Source organism: Rhodopseudomonas sp. AAP120 (genome assembly GCF_001295845.1).
Classification (GTDB): domain Bacteria; phylum Pseudomonadota; class Alphaproteobacteria; order Rhizobiales; family Xanthobacteraceae; genus Rhodopseudomonas.
Genome location: NZ_LJIC01000020.1, coordinates 1 through 15,153, shown reverse-complemented (window position 1 = coordinate 15,153; position 15,153 = coordinate 1). Strand labels below are relative to the sequence as shown.

Below are 15,153 nucleotides of genomic sequence, written 5' to 3'. Positions count from 1 at the left end.
CCTCCGCGAGTCGGAGAGGCTCGGCCGCGGTGAGGCGCCCCCTCACCCGCCGCGCTGGCGCGCGTCGACCTCTCCCCGCGCGCGGGGAGAGGTGAAGCTGTGCGCGATCGGAGGGTCTTCGTCATTGCGAGGAGCGAAGCGACGAAGCAATCCAGCTCCGTGCTCGAAGCTGGATTGCTTCGCTTCGCTCGCAATGACGGGGAGAGGGCGGTGCGCATGACCATCGCTCAATGCCCCAGATACACTTCGATGACCTTGGGGTCGTTCTTCACCGTGTCCATGGTGCCCTCGGACAGGATCTGGCCCTGGTGCAGCACGGTGACCTTGTGGGCGATGTCCTCGACGAATTTCATGTCGTGCTCGATCACCAGCACCGAGCGGTCCTTGATGATGGTGTGGAGCAGCTCGGCGGTCTTGACGCGCTCGGACACGCTCATGCCGGCGACCGGCTCGTCGAGCATCAACAGATCGGGGTCCTGGATCAGCAGCATGCCGATCTCGAGCCACTGCTTCTGGCCGTGGCTCAGCAGGTCGGCGCTCTGACCGAGCTTGTCCTTGAGGAAGATCGCCTCGGCGACCTCCTCGACGCGTTCGCGCACGGCGGCAGTGCGCTGGAACGCCAGCGCGCCGAACACAGAGCGGCCCTGCGGATAGGAGATCTCCAGATTCTCGAACACCGTAAGGTCTTCGTAGATCGACGGCGTCTGGAACTTGCGGCCGACGCCGGCCTGGACGATCTGATTTTCCTTCATCTTGGTGAGATCCTTGCCGCGGAAATGGATCGCACCGGAGGTGGCTTTGGTCTTGCCGCAGATCAGGTCGAGCACCGTGGTCTTGCCGGCGCCGTTGGGGCCGATGATGACGCGGATCTCGTTCTCCTCGACGTAGAACGACAGGTCGTTGACCGCCTTGAAGCCGTCGAAGGACACGGTGAGCCCCTCCACCGCCAGCAGGAAGTCGGGCTGTTGATGGCCGATCAGCATGATTGCCTCCTCATTCCGCCGGGGCGCCGCCGGCGATCGGGCCGAGCGTCTTGCCGTTGCTGTGGTGGTCCGAACCGGGCTTGCGCCTGCTGATCAATCGGTCGATCAGCGGCTGGACGTAGTCGCGCCAGATCCCGGCGAGCCCGTTGGGGAAGATCAGCACCACCGCGATGAACAGCGCGCCGAGGCCGAACAACCAGAGCTGCGGGAAGGATTCCGACAGGCTGGTCTTGGCGAGATTGACCAGCAACGCGCCGTAGATCGCGCCGAAGATCGACAGCCGGCCGCCGACCGCGGTGTAGATCACCATCTCGATCGACGGCACGATGCCGACGAAGGACGGCGACATGAACCCGACGTTCAGCGTGAACATCGCGCCGCCGATCGCCGCGAACATCGCCGCGAGGCAGAACGCGAAGATCTTGAAATTGGCGACGCTGTAGCCGGAGAACCGGACCCGATCCTCCTTCTCGCGCATCGCCACCAGGATACGGCCGAGCTTGGAATGCCGCACGAACAGCGCCAGCAGAATGCAGCCGAACAGGAAGGCGACCTCGACGAAATACAGCACCACCTTGGCGTGGTCGGGGCGGATGTCCCAGCCCTTCAGCGTGCGCAGGTCGGTGATGCCGTTGATGCCGCCGGTGTAGCCCTGCTGGCCGATGATCAGGATGGTGCAGATTGCCGCGATCGCCTGGGTGATGATGGCGAAGTACACGCCGCCGACCCGGCGTTTGAACATCGCGGCGCCGACCAGATAGGCGAAGATCGTCGGGACGATCAGGATCGCCAGGATGGTGATCGTCAGGCTGTGGAACGGCTGCCAGAACAGCGGCAGTTGCGTGATCTGATTCCAGTCCATGAAGTCCGGGATGCCGGGCGTCGACTGGATCTTGGTGTTCTCGACGCTGGAGGCTTCCAGCTTGAGATACATCGCCATGCAGTAGCCGCCGAGGCCGAAGAACACCCCCTGCCCCAGGCTGAGAATGCCGCCGAAGCCCCAGCACAGCACCAGGCCGAGCGCCACGAAGGCGTAGGTCAGATATTTCGCCACCAGGTTGAGCCGGAACACATCCAGCGACAGCGGCAGGATCACCACCAGGAGCACCGCAAGGGCGGCGAGTGCGATGAGGTCGGAGCGGCTGAGAAAGCGCGGGGTTTCCATCGTCGGCTCCTGTTACTTACGGACCTTGAGGGCGAACAGGCCTTGCGGGCGCATCATCAGGATCAAGACGATGGCGAGCAGGGTCAGCACCTTGGCCATCGAGCCGGACATGAAGAATTCCATCGTCGACTGCGCCTGCGAGATGCTGAAGGCGGAAGCGATGGTGCCGAACAGGCTGGCGGCGCCGCCGAACACCACGACCAGGAAGGTGTCGACGATGTAGAGCTGGCCCGAGGTCGGCCCGGTCGAGCCGATCATGGTGAAGGCGGAGCCCGCGATGCCTGCGATGCCGCAGCCGAGCCCGAAGGTGTAGCGGTCGACCCGCTCGGTGTTGATGCCGACGGCGCCGGCCATCACACGGTTCTGCATCACGGCGCGGACCTGGCGGCCCCAGCGCGACCAGAACAGCAGATAGAACACCACGGCGGTGATCAGCACGGTCAGACACATCACGAAGATGCCGTTGATCGGCACTTCAATGGTGTCGGTGACCTGCTTGGAGCCCAGCATCCATTGCGGCAACTCGACGCCGACTTCGCGCGCGCCGAAGATCGACCGGTAGGCCTGCTGCAGGATCAGCGACAGACCCCAGGTGGCGAGCAGCGTATCGAGCGGACGCTTGTAGAGATGCCGGATCAATCCCCATTCGACGAGCATGCCGAGCGCGCCGGATGCGAAAAAGGCGAGGATCATCGCGACGAAGAAGTAGCCACCGAACAGCGACGGCAAATAAGTCTGGAAGGCGTTCGACGTCATCCAGGTGACGTAGGCGCCGAGGATCATGAACTCGCCGTGCGCCATGTTGATGACGCCCATCTGGCCGAAGATGATCGCCAGGCCCAGCGCCATCAGCACATAGACCGAGAACAGGATCAGGCCGGCAAAGCCCTGCATCGCGAAGATCGCGCCGAGATCGCCAATCGAATAGTCGCCGAACATGGAGGCTGCCCCTGCTGAGTTGAAATGATCCGGACGCGGTGATGTCGCCGGCGCCAGCCTCACATTCCGATCGTCATCGCCGGGCTCGACCCGGCGATCCATCATCTTGCGAAGAGCGATGGATGCGCGGGTCGAGCCCGCGCATGACGCGTCGTGCGTGGCGCGGCGCCCGAGCGCTGCTTACTGGTAGCCCTTCGGGAACGGATCGGGCTCGACCAGGTCCGCGGTCTCGTAGACCAGCTCGTACTGGCCATCCGCCTTGGCCTTGCCGACGCGGGTCTTGGACCAGAGGTGGTGGTTCTCGTGGATCCGGACGTAGCCTTCCGGCGCGCCCTTGAACTCGACGCCCGGCGATGCCGCCGCGATCTTGTCGACGTCGAACGAGCCGGCTTTCTCGACGGTCAATTTCCACAGCCACGGGCCCAGATAGGCAGCCTGGGTGACGTCTCCGATCACCGTCTTCTCGCCCCACATCTTCTTGAAGTCGGCGACGAACTTCTTGTTGTTTGGATTGTCGAGCGACTGGAAGTACTTCATGCACGCATAGGCGCCCGCGATATTCTCGCCGCCGATGCCGTCGATTTCGTCCTCGGTCACCGAGATCGTCAGCAGCGTCTGCTTCGACAGGTCGATGCCGGCCGCCTTGAGCTGCTTGTAGAACGCGACGTTGGAACCGCCGACGATGATCGCATAGATCACGTCCGGCTTGGTGAGCTTGATCTTGTTGATCACCGAGTTGAACTGGGTGTGGCCGAGCGGGAAGTATTCTTCGCCGACGACCTTGCAGCCCTGCAGATGGCCCTCGATGTGCTTGCGGGCGATCTTGTTCGAGGTGCGCGGCCAGATGTAATCGGAGCCGAGCAGATAGAAGCTCTTGGCGCCCTTGGTCTTGTTGACCCAGTCGAGGCCGGCGATGATCTGCTGGGTGGCTTCCTGGCCGGTGTAGATGACGTTCTTGGACTGCTCGAGGCCTTCGTAGAAGGTCGGGTAGTACAGCATGCCGTTATATTGTTCGAACACCGGCAGCACCGCTTTGCGCGAGGCCGAAGTCCAGCAGCCCATCACGGCGGCGCACTTGTCGTTGACCAGCAGCTTCTTGGCCTTTTCGGCGAAGGTCGGCCAGTCGGAGGCGCCGTCTTCCTGCACGAACTTGATCTTGCGGCCGAGCACGCCGCCAGCGGCGTTGATCTGCTCGATCGCCAGCTTTTCGGCCTGCACCGAGCCGGTTTCGGAGATCGCCATCGTACCCGTGACCGAGTGCAGGATGCCGACGGTGACTTCGGTGTCGGTCACCGCGAGGCCGGTGGTGTTGACGGCGGAGGTCGCCGGCGCCTGAGCGAACGACGTGCGCGGCAGCATCGTCATCGCCGGAAGCGCGGCCATTCCCATCAGAAGCTTGCGCCGGAACGGCGAGTGAAGGCCCTGCTGTTTGTCGTCTGCCATGAACTACCCCTTCGTGTTTGTTGGACGCGTGTGCAGCCGGGGCAAACGATCGGCGAATTTTTGCGCTGTACCGATACGCAAGATCACGTATGTTGCATCGCAAGACCGCGACGTAGATTTTTCATCACGCAAGGGAGCGTGGCAGCGGGGGAGCAGCGAGTGGTTGGGCGGCAGCGCATAGACCGCGTTCGGCGCCAGTACAATCAATGGGTCGCCAACCAGACGCTCGAGGACTACGCGCTGCGGTTCACCGCCAAAAGCGCCCGCCGCTGGTCGGCGGCGCGGGTCGCCAACACCGCGCTCGGCGCAATCTCGTTCCTGGCACTTGAGGCGATCGGCGGCACCATCACGCTGAATTACGGCGTCACTAACGCCGTCGCGGCGATCCTGGTGGTCAGCGTGATCATCTTCTGCTGCGGCCTGCCGATTGCCTATCATGCAGCCAGATGTGGCGTGGATATAGACTTGCTCACGCGCGGCGCCGGATTCGGCTATATCGGATCGACCATCACGTCGCTGATCTATGCCTCTTTTACGTTCATCTTCTTCGCCATCGAGGCTGTTATCCTCGCCAAGGCGCTTGAGATGTGTTTCGGGTTGCCACTGGCGCTGGGCTATCTGTTCAGCGCCGTGGTGATCATTCCGCTGGTGACGCACGGCATCACGCTGATCAGCCGGTTCCAGCTGTGGACCCAGCCGTTCTGGATCCTGCTGCATATTCTTCCGTTCGCGGCGATCGCGATCAAGAGTCCGGACTCCTTCGTCGAGTGGACCAGTTTCGCAGGCGCCCACGGCAATCCGGACGGGCACCTCGATCTGCTGCTGTTCGGCACCGCAGCGTCGGTGGTGTTCGCGCTGGTGGCGCAGATCGGCGAGCAGGTGGACTTCCTGCGCTTCCTGCCGCGCGACCGGCGCAGTTCTCGCGTGACGTGGTGGGTGGCGATGGTGAGCGCCGGACCCGGCTGGATCGTACCCGGCGCGGTGAAGCTGATCGCCGGCTCATTCCTGGCTTACTTCGCGCTCAGCCACGGCGTCGGCCCAGAGGATGCGGCCGAGCCGTCGCACATGTATCGCGAGGCGTTTCGCTACGTGCTGGCGCAGCCGGAACTGGCGCTGGCGCTCACCGGCGCCTTCGTGATGCTGTCGCAGATCAAGATCAACGTCACCAACGCCTATGCGGGCTCGATCGCCTGGTCGAACTTCTTCTCCCGGCTGACCCACAGCCATCCCGGCCGTGTGGTCTGGCTGGTGTTCAACGTGCTGGTCGCGCTGCTGCTGATGGAGATCGGCGTCTACAAGGCGCTCGAGCATACGCTGGCGCTGTATTCCAACGTGGCGATCGCCTGGGTCGGCGCGCTGGTCGCCGATCTGGTGATCAACCGACCGCTCGGCCTGCGGCCGCGGCAGATGGAGTTCAAGCGGGCGCATCTCTACGACATCAACCCGGTCGGGGTCGGCTCGATGGCGATCGCCACGGTGATGTCGATCACCGCGTTCTACGGCGTGTTCGGGCCGACCGCCAAGGCGCTGTCGCCGTTCGTCGCGATGGCGGCGGCATTCGTCGCCGCGCCGGCGATCGCGATCCTGACCCGCGGCCGGTTCTACATCGCCCGCAAGCCGAAGCGCTCCTGGCAGAGCGTGCCGGCGATCAAGTGCTGCATCTGCGAGCACGCGTTCGAGCCGGAGGACATGGCGCACTGCCCGGCCTATGCGGGCGCGATCTGCTCGCTGTGCTGCTCGCTCGACGCCCGCTGCCACGACCTGTGCAAGCCGCATGCGCGGTTCGACGCGCAGTTCGCCGGTACGCTCGGCAAGGTGCTGCCGCAGCGCGTGCTGGCGCTGCTCAACTCGCAGGTCGGGCACTATCTCGGCGTCTTCACCGTATCGGTCGGGCTGGTCGGAATCACGCTGCTGATGATCTATCTGCAGGCTGCGCCGGCCACCGAGGCGCAGCACATCCTGCTGTCCGAGATCCTGTGGAAGCTGTTCTTCGCGCTGGTGATCATCGTCGGCGTGGTCACCTGGCTGTTCGTACTGGCGCGGCAGAGCCGGCAGGCCGCGGAGGCCGAGACGCGCCGGCAAACGGTGCTGCTGATGCAGGAGATCGACGCGCACCGCCAGACCGATGCCGAGTTGCAGCGCGCCAAGGAAGTCGCCGAATCCGCCAACCTCGCCAAGAGCCGCTACGTCGTCGGCCTCAGCCACGAGCTACGCTCGCCGCTCAACGCGATCAGCGGCTATGCGCAGCTGCTCGAGCAGGACGGCAGCCTGCCGCCGCGGCCGCGCGACCAGATTCGGCTGATGCGGCGCAGCGCGGATCACTTGTCCGGACTGATCGACGGGCTGCTGGATATTTCCAAGATCGAAGCCGGGCGGCTGTATCTGTCGCGCGACGAGGTGCGGTTCGGCGAGTTTCTCGATCAGTTGGTCGGCATGTTCAGGCTGCAGGCGGCCGCCAAGGACGTCGAGTTCGTGTTTAAGCGGCCGCAATATCTGCCGCCGGTGGTCTACGCCGACGAGAAGCGGCTGCGCCAGGTGCTGATCAACCTGCTGTCGAACGCCATCAAGTTCACGCAAGCTGGCAGCGTCCATTTCATCGTGCACTATCGCAATCCGGTCGCTGAGCTCGAAGTCCGCGACACCGGCCCGGGCATCCATGCCGACGACCTCGAGCGCATCTTCGCGCCGTTCGAGCGCGGCGCGCTCGGCGTGTCGCAGCCGCACACCGGCACCGGGCTCGGGCTGACGATCAGCAAGCTGCTCGCCGGCGTAATGGGCGGTGATCTCAGCGTCACCAGCACGCTCGGCCAGGGCTCGACGTTCCGCGTCAAGCTGTTGTTGTCCGAGGTTCCCAATCCGACACGGACGCGCGCGATCCGCGCGCCTATCCTCGGCTATCACGGCCCGCGCAAGACCATCCTGATCACCGACGACGATCCGGCGCAGCGCAATCTGCTGCAGGAGCTGCTCGCGCCGCTCGGCTTCATCGTGCTGAGCGCGCCGGACGGCTACACCTGCGTCAGCCTCGCCGAGCATTGCCGGCCCGATCTGTTTCTGCTCGACATCTCGATGGCGGGCATGGACGGCTGGACCGTCGCCGAAACGCTGCGGACCAATGGCCATCACCACGCCCGCATCCTGATGGTGTCGGCGAGCGCGATCGAGGCGCACGGCGCGCCGCTGGCGCAGCCGTTCCACGACGGTTACTTGATGAAGCCGGTCGATATTCCACGACTGCTGGAGCAGGTCGGGCAGTTGTTGAGGCTGGAGTGGATCTACAAAGGCGAAGCGCCCGAGCCTCACGACACCCCCGGCGAGATGCCCGCTCCGCCGATGCAGCATGTCGAGGAATTGATCGAGCTCGGCAAGATCGGCTACATCCGCGGCATCGAGTCCAAGCTCGATCAGATCAATACCGACTATCCGGAGTCGGCGCCGTTCGTGTCGCAGATCCGATCGCTGGTCGAGCAGTTCGACCTCGAGCAATACATGAAGACCTTGAACACGCTGTATCGCCATGACCAATGACCTGAAGAAGCGCGATATCGTTCTGGTCGTCGACGACTCGCCCGAGACGCTGCGGATGCTCACCGACGCGCTCGACGGCGCCGGCATGACCGTGATGGTGGCGCTCGACGGCGCCGCGGCGATGCGGATCGTCGAGCAGATCACCCCGGACATCATCCTGCTCGACGCGGTGATGCCAGGCCTCGATGGCTTCGAGACCTGCCGGCGGTTGAAGCGCAATCCGATGCTGTCGGACGTGCCGGTGATCTTCATGACCGGGCTTGCCGAGAGCGAACACATCGTGCGTGGCCTCGAGGCCGGCGGTGTCGACTACGTCACCAAGCCGATCGTGATCGTCGAAATGCTGGCGCGCATCCGCGTGCATCTCGGCAATGCGCGGCTGAGCCAGAGCGCGCGCGCGGCACTCGACGTCTCGGGTCGTTTCCTGCTGGCTGTCGATCGCGTCGGCAAGGTGCTGTGGGCGACGCCGCAGGCGCAGAAGCTGCTGGCCGCCGGCGACGCGTCGGAGGACGGCGTGCGGCTGGACCTGCCCAAGCCGTGGCTCGACTGGCTGGAGCAGGTCCATAGCGGGCTGGCGCAGAGCAAGGCACCGATGAAAGCCTCTCTGCTGCGCAACGACGAACTGCGGCTGCAGTATATGGGCAAGCTGGGTCCCAACGAATTCCTGCTGCGCCTGGCGCGGGACAGTTCGACCGACTCGTCGAAGGAATTCACGACCGAGTTCGGACTGACAAGTCGCGAGGGGGAAGTGCTGGCGTGGCTGAGCAAGGGCAAGACCAATCGCGATATCGCCCAGATCCTCGGCCTCAGCCCGCGCACCGTCGACAAGCATCTCGAACAAATCTACGCCAAGCTCGGCGTCGAAAACCGCACCGCAGCCGCAGCGATCGCCACCAACGCGGCGCGCAGGGATTCGTGACGAGATAGCGGGCCCTTCCTTAGCTCCTAAACGAAAAACGGCCGGGACGAGGCCCGGCCGTTCAATGTTTCATGACGCCCACACCAAGAAGTCAGTGCGTATTGCTCTCCTGCCACCGCTCAAGGTCGGGCTTCGACGGCGCTTCCTTGGTCGTCTGCGAACTCTGGTCGGGCTTCTTCCACGGCTCGCGGGTGCCGCTTTTCATCGCGTCGCCCGGACGATCGTCAGGCTTCTTGTCCTCGGCCATGATGGCTCCTATCTGGCTCACTCCAGCCGCAGATTGTCCTCGGCCGCATCGGCAACGCGCCGCGCCTTGTCGCCGACCTCTCCGACGGCCTTCATCACGCCATCGGGCGTGAGACCCTGGCGACGCGCCTCTTCGGCCGCCGCGGTGACGGCGTCCCGCGTCGCGGCGGTGACGCGTTCGCTGGCATGATCGACAAGTCCACGCGCCTGCGCCTTGAGTTCATCGCTGGTCTCGCCGAACAGGTCGGCCTCCACCGAGGTGGACGGCAACGACGCGGCGATGCCGGCCCCGATCGCGAGCCCGATGGCGCCCAGCAGCAACGGCTGTTCTTCAAACAGATCGGTCATGCGCGACTTCGCAACGCCGAACAGCTCCGCCCCGGTCTCCGGGATCTGGCGGCCGAGATCGCTGGCCCGCTCCAGCGCCGCGGAGCTGTTCTCCCGCACCACGCTGGCGACGCTTGCGGCCTTGGCGCCGACATCGGTCAGGCTGTCGCTGATGCGGTCCTGCACATCGTGCATCCGCGCGCGGCCGCTCTCCACCAGATCGGACGCCACGTCCGGGACGCGATCGAGACCTGCGCTGCGCGCCAGCTTCGACGCGCGCGCGCCGCTGCTTCCGGCGAACAGCCAGAGCACGCCCATACCGATCAGTGCGGTGGAAACCGGATTGCGGCGCATCGCGTCGCCGAGGTCATGGATGAAGGGCATCGCCTTGCTGTTGTCGTTCACTTGACCATCTCCTTCGCGGCGACCTTGTCGCGCTGCAATTGTTCGATCGTGACCGTCGGCTTCAGTGCGTCCGGCGACAGCCGGCTGACGCCGATCCACATCAGCACTCCGGCGACCAGCACCGTGCCGCCACCCGTGATCAGATATGCAAGCGACTGCGACAGGCCGTTCTCGATCAGCAAAGCGGCGAGCGCGAACAGCAGCAGCACGAGACCGGGGATCAGGATCACCGCCCCCGCGCCCATCATCGCCACCGCACGCCCGACCTGGCCGACCTTGTCGGCCATCTCGGCGCGGGCGAGATCGAATTCGTTGCTGATCAGCTTGGCGAACTGATTGAACGCGTCGCCGAACAGCTCCGGGATCGATCGATTACTCGGCGTGGTCATCGTCAGCTCCGATCCTCGGTGTCGGATCGCGCCGCCGCGGTGGAGCGCGGGGCCGCCGCCGACGAGCTCTTGAGAAAGCGTACTGCACCGAAGCCGGCCAGCACGGCGAGGCCGAGGAACGCCGTCGGCTGGCGCCGTGCAAAGCTCTGGACCCCGTGGACGAGATCGGAAATGTCGCCCTGCTGCACGGTGTCGGAGATCTCCTCGACCTTGGAGGCGGCCTTGCGCATGTAGACGCCGGCGATCGGCAGGTCGTTATCGAATTCGCGCGACGCCCGCCGGATGGCGTCGGCGATGCCGCCGATGTAGTCCGCACCGGCCTCGCGCTGTGCGTTCGCCCGACTCTTGATTGCTTCGCCGGCTTCGGAGGCGAATTCCCGTGCCGCGCCGGCGAGGTTCTCGGCCTGGGCGCGCGCGGCGTCCACCGACTCTTCGGCGAGGCCGACCACACGCTCCTTGATATCACGCCCCGCTTCGGTCGCCTGATCTGCCACGTTCTGGGCTTCCTTCTTTGCCGACTTCAGCGGCTGAGACCGCGCGCCTGCGCCGTTTCCCGTCTTCTCGATCTGCTCGGCCATTCCCTGCTCTCCGTCCTGTCGTCTCAATGCTTGTTCTGCGACGGCGACTCGAAAGTCGAGGCCGCGGCTTCAGCCACTTTGCGGGCCCGCTCGCCGATATCCCGCACCTGCCCGCCGACCTTGTCGGGCGAGAGGCCCTCCTCTTCGGCGGCGTCCACCGCGCTTTGATACACGTCGCGGCCCTTCTGCTTCACGGTCTCGACGCCGCGGTTCACCGTATCCTCGGCCTGCTCGCGCAGACGCCGACTGGCGGCTCCGAACATTTGCTTCTCGGCACGCAGCCGAGGAATAGCGCTGGCGATCAATCCGCCGACGACGAGCCCGACGCCGGCGACGAGCAACGGATGCGCGCTGACCGTCTCGGTGACGTTGCGACTGGCGCGCTGTCCGAGTTCACCAGCGCGGTCGCGCATCCGAGCGGCGGCGTCGAGGCTGACGTCCGCCGTCTCGCTCATCTTCTGGCGCAAGCGGGCTGCAGCCTCAGCCGCAGTTTCGCGAACCGACGCGGCCGTGTCCTTCACCGTGGCAGCCGTGTCACGAAGCTTGTCGGAGACGGCGTCGGCAAGGCCGGCGCCCCGATGGGCCGCGTCGTCGACCTCGCCCGCAAAGGCATGTCCGGCGGCCGCTGCGGAGCGGCCGAGCTGATCGGTCTCTGTCGAGATCGTCCGGCCGAGGTCTTCGCCCTTCTGCTTCAGCTCGGCAGCCGTGGAGGCGGCAGTGCGGCGAAGCTCGTCGGCACGGGCGCCGGCAACCTCGCCGGCAGCCTGAATCGCGCCGGCCGCATAGCCTCGCGCAGCTTCCGCCGTATCGGCCACGTCCGATCCAAATGCGCGCGCGCGCCGCTCGACTTCACCGGCGAGATCGGCGGCGGCGACCGACGCCCGCTGCGTCAGCCGCTGGCCGGATTTCGAGCCGGCAAGATACAGGCCCGCACCGACCATCAGCACCGGCGTCGGGATCGCGCGAACGATCTTCCACAGCGGATAAGCGAGCGTCGCGCCGACCGCGACTGCCTGCACCGGGTTGTTGCGAATGGTGTCGCTGACCTTGTCGGCGAGCTCCTCGCCGCGCGTCTTGATGTAGCTGGTCACGTCGTCCTTGATCGCCTGCGGCGAGTAGCGCTCGCGGAGATCATTCGCGGTGTCGGCCACGGTGGCTCGCAGTTCGCCGACAGTCTGGGTAAGGCCGGCCCGGGCGCTCTCGGTGTCGCGTCGGATCTGGTCCAGGGTTCGATCGTCGTGCGCCATCGGTTCCTCCAGAAGTTGTGAGCGTCCAACTCGGTAATGCAGACGATGTTCCTCATCGGCGGACATTCATCAGATGGTTCGTCGCGGGCCTGATCGTAAGACGCCACGGGCCAAGCTGCGACGAAAATGCCGGGCCCTGCGGCCTGTCGTGCGTCCTTCATCAAGCCTACGGTAATCCAATCAGGGGCGCGTCGCAGGTAAGACCATCCCAACTTTAAAGTGCCCCCTGCAGGCCAAACTTGGCTACAAAGCCACCACCGGCTCACCGCCACCCGGCGGCGGGCGGGAGCAATCCGGCCGGCCGGAAGAATGCCGGCTGCAGCCTCACGGGGGAAATGCATGGCGCTTCACGACTTCACCCTGGCCGACGTTTATCGGCGCAATGCCGCGCTGTTTCCGGATCGCACGGCTTTCGTCTTCGACGGCGGACGACGCGTCACGCACCGCGACTATCTGGCGCGAACGCAGCGGCTCGCAGCCGGCCTGCTGCGCGACGGCATCGGGCCGGGAGACCGTGTTGCGATCCTGTCGCAAAACTGCGTGGAGATGGTGGAGCTGATCGGTGCGACGGCCTTGGTCGGCGCCATCCTGCTGCCGGTGAACTATCGGCTCGGCGCCGAGGAGATCGGCTTCGTGCTGGCCGACGGCGCGCCGACAGTGCTGATCGTCGGGCCCGAGTATCGCGACATTGTCGCCGGGCTGCGGCCGTCGCTCCCGGGTGTGCGACGCATCTATGCGATCGGCGACGAGCCTGCCCCGTTTGCACCGTTCGCCGAGCTTGCTTCGGACCAAGCCTTCGCGCCGCCGGAGGTGGCGGCCGCAGACGGCTTCGTCATCATCCATACCGCGGCGGTCGGCGGCCGGCCGCGCGGTGCGCTGATCTCGCAGGGCAATCTGCTGATCGCACAAAGCTCGCTGATCGAGGCGTGGCGCCTGACCGAGACCGACGTCAATCTCGGCATGCTGCCGCTGTTTCACGTCACCGGGCTCGGGCTGATGCTGACGCTGCAGCAGGCCGGCGGCGCCAGCGTCATCGCCGCCAAATTCGACGCCGCGCAGGCCGCGCGAGACATCGCCGCCGAGCAGGTGACGGTGATGGCGGAGTTTGCGCCGATGCTCGGCAACATTCTGGATCAGGCGGCGCCCGCCCAACTGCAGAGCCTGCGCGCCGTGACTGGCCTCGACGCCCCGGCGACGATCGAGCGCTTCGAGCAGCTCTGCCCGCAGGCGACGTTCTGGGCGACCTTCGGCCAGTCCGAGACCTCGGGCCTGTCGACCTTCGCGCCCTATCGCGAACGGCCCGGATCCGCCGGTCGGCCGCTGTTCTGGCGCACCCTCGCGGTGGTCGATGCCGACGACAAGCCGCTGCCGCCCGGCGAAGTCGGCGAGATCGTCGTGCGCGGCCCGACCGTGTTCAAAGGCTACTGGAACAACGACGCCGCGACCCGGCACGCGTTCCGCGGCGGCTGGCATCACACCGGCGACATGGGCCGGTTCGACGCAGACGGCTATCTGTTCTACGCCGGCCGCGCGCCCGAAAAGGAGCTGATCAAGACCGGCGGCGAGAACGTCTATCCGGCCGAGGTCGAAGCGGCGCTGAAGCAGCATCCGGCCGTCGCCGACGCGGTGGTGATCGGCGTGCCGGACCCGCAGTGGAGCGAGGCGGTGAAGGCGGTTTGCGTGCTGAAAGCTGGTGAAAGCATCGCTGCCGAGCAACTCGCCGAGTTCGTCGCCTCGCTGATCGCGCGCTACAAGAAACCGAAGCACATCGTGTTCGTCGCGGAGTTGCCGAAGACTTCGGCCGGAGCGATCGACCGGGTAGCGGTGAAGGCCGCCCACGGGGCCGCTTAGCAATGCAGGAACAGCCGGCGCTTCGACACGCCGGCTGTTCGTTCGTCCCTGTGGTTTACGGCAATCCGCCGCCGCCCATGGCGCCGTAGACCTGGCCGGTCGCGTAGCTGGCGTCGTTGGCGGCGAGTTGGACGTAGATCGACGCCAGTTCGGCCGGCTGGCCTGGGCGGCCCAGTGGCGTCATGCCGCCGAACTTCTCGAGCTTCTCCATCGTCGCGCCGCCGGAGACCTGCAGCGGCGTCCAGATCGGACCCGGCGCCACCGCGTTGACGCGGATGCCCTTGGAGGCAAGCTGCTTGGCGAGCGACCGGACGTAGCTGGTCGTCGCCGCCTTGGTCTGCGCATAGTCGTACAGTTCGGCCGAGGGATCGGTCGCCTGCTCGGACGATGTGCCGATGATGCAAGAGCCCGGCTTCAGATGCGGCAGTGCCGCCTTGGTGATCCAGAACGGCGCGTAGATGTTGGTCTTCATCGTGGCGTCGAAATCCTCCGACGACAGGTCGAGGATCGACGCACGGGTTTGTTGCCGCGCCGCGTTGTTGACCAGAATGTCCAGTCCGCCGAGCTGCTGCACCGCCTGCTCGACCAGCCGGGTGCAGAAGGCTTCATCACGCAGATCGCCTGGGATCGCGACGGCGTTGCGGCCGGCTTCCTTGATCAGCTCGATCACCTGCCGGGCGTCTTCCTCCTCGGCCGGCAGATAGTTGATGGCGACATCGGCGCCCTCGCGGGCGAAGGCGATCGCCGCGGCCCGGCCCATGCCGCTGTCACCGCCGGTGATCAGCGCCTTGCGGCCGGCGAGCCGGCCCGAGCCCTTGTAGCTTTTCTCGCCGTGATCCGGCGGCGGATTCATCTTCGACGCGAGGCCCGGCCAAGGCTGTTCCTGGCGCTGGAACGGCGGCTTCGGATATTTGCCGGCGGGATCTTCGAACGGCGCGGCCGTCGACGCCGTAGTCGATGAGCCGGCCTTCTGCGCGAAGGCGGGAGCCGCTGCGGCTGCGACGCCAAAAACGCCAGCGCCCGCACCGCCGACCACATTCCTGCGGGTGATTTTATTGGTCATCTCTACTGTCCTGCTGATGTCAGCGGCAACAGCAGTCTCGCGCGATCGTTCCTGCCGGGCAGGATCGATC

General features: G+C 65.6%; 13 protein-coding genes. 3 read left to right on the top strand and 10 right to left on the bottom strand.

Annotation, left to right across the window (positions count from 1 at the left end; genetic code table 11):
- Positions 1-227: 227 nt before the first annotated feature.
- The 4 genes from urtD to urtA form a co-directional block, all read right to left on the bottom strand.
- Complete coding sequence (urtD, locus tag IP86_RS04555; protein ID WP_054161336.1) at positions 228-983, bottom strand: urea ABC transporter ATP-binding protein UrtD; 756 nt, start codon at positions 981-983, stop codon at positions 228-230.
- A gap of 10 nt (positions 984-993) precedes the next feature.
- Entirely contained in the window at positions 994-2,148 is a 1,155-nt protein-coding gene (gene urtC, locus IP86_RS04550; RefSeq protein WP_054161335.1) for an urea ABC transporter permease subunit UrtC, read from the bottom strand.
- Positions 2,149-2,160: 12 nt separating this feature from the next.
- Entirely contained in the window at positions 2,161-3,087 is a 927-nt protein-coding gene (gene urtB / locus IP86_RS04545) for an urea ABC transporter permease subunit UrtB (RefSeq protein ID WP_054161334.1), read from the bottom strand.
- 180 nt (positions 3,088-3,267) lie between these two features.
- Entirely contained in the window at positions 3,268-4,530 is a 1,263-nt protein-coding gene (gene urtA, locus IP86_RS04540) for an urea ABC transporter substrate-binding protein (protein ID WP_054161333.1), read from the bottom strand.
- Between the two features lie 159 nt (positions 4,531-4,689).
- Between urtA and IP86_RS04535 the strand changes: the two genes are divergently transcribed.
- Both IP86_RS04535 and IP86_RS04530 read left to right on the top strand, forming a co-directional pair.
- Positions 4,690-8,058, top strand: coding sequence for an ATP-binding protein (locus tag IP86_RS04535; protein WP_054161332.1), 3,369 nt, complete (start codon positions 4,690-4,692; stop codon positions 8,056-8,058).
- On the top strand, positions 8,048-8,977 hold the full coding sequence (locus tag IP86_RS04530; protein ID WP_054161331.1) for a response regulator: 930 nt from the start codon (positions 8,048-8,050) through the stop codon (positions 8,975-8,977). The genes IP86_RS04535 and IP86_RS04530 overlap by 11 nt, the downstream gene beginning before the upstream one ends.
- A 91-nt stretch (positions 8,978-9,068) precedes the next feature.
- On the opposite strand, the gene IP86_RS28535 is transcribed toward IP86_RS04530, so the two are convergent.
- Genes IP86_RS28535 through IP86_RS04510 form a run of 5 tightly spaced genes read right to left on the bottom strand, consistent with a single transcriptional unit; the run spans position 9,069 to position 12,169 of the window.
- Complete coding sequence (locus IP86_RS28535) at positions 9,069-9,224, bottom strand: hypothetical protein (RefSeq protein WP_156332397.1); 156 nt, start codon at positions 9,222-9,224, stop codon at positions 9,069-9,071.
- 17 nt (positions 9,225-9,241) lie between these two features.
- Positions 9,242-9,955 carry a hypothetical protein gene (locus IP86_RS04525; RefSeq protein ID WP_245290532.1) on the bottom strand — a complete coding sequence of 238 codons (714 nt, stop codon included), beginning with the start codon at positions 9,953-9,955 and terminating at the stop codon, positions 9,242-9,244.
- A complete protein-coding gene (locus IP86_RS04520) occupies positions 9,952-10,344 on the bottom strand; it encodes a phage holin family protein (RefSeq protein WP_054161330.1) in 393 nt (130 codons plus the stop codon). The genes IP86_RS04525 and IP86_RS04520 overlap by 4 nt, the downstream gene beginning before the upstream one ends.
- A gap of 2 nt (positions 10,345-10,346) precedes the next feature.
- Complete coding sequence (locus tag IP86_RS04515; RefSeq protein WP_156332396.1) at positions 10,347-10,922, bottom strand: hypothetical protein; 576 nt, start codon at positions 10,920-10,922, stop codon at positions 10,347-10,349.
- A 23-nt stretch (positions 10,923-10,945) separates the two neighbouring features.
- Complete coding sequence (locus tag IP86_RS04510) at positions 10,946-12,169, bottom strand: hypothetical protein (protein ID WP_054161329.1); 1,224 nt, start codon at positions 12,167-12,169, stop codon at positions 10,946-10,948.
- A 339-nt stretch (positions 12,170-12,508) separates the two neighbouring features.
- On the opposite strand from IP86_RS04510, the gene IP86_RS04505 reads away from it, so the two are divergent.
- Positions 12,509-14,020, top strand: a complete 1,512-nt coding sequence (locus tag IP86_RS04505; RefSeq protein ID WP_054161328.1) for an AMP-binding protein — start codon at positions 12,509-12,511, stop codon at positions 14,018-14,020.
- A gap of 55 nt (positions 14,021-14,075) precedes the next feature.
- Here the strand turns inward: IP86_RS04505 and IP86_RS04500 are convergent, their stop codons facing one another.
- Complete coding sequence (locus IP86_RS04500) at positions 14,076-15,083, bottom strand: SDR family oxidoreductase (RefSeq protein ID WP_054161327.1); 1,008 nt, start codon at positions 15,081-15,083, stop codon at positions 14,076-14,078.
- Positions 15,084-15,153 lie beyond the last annotated feature (70 nt).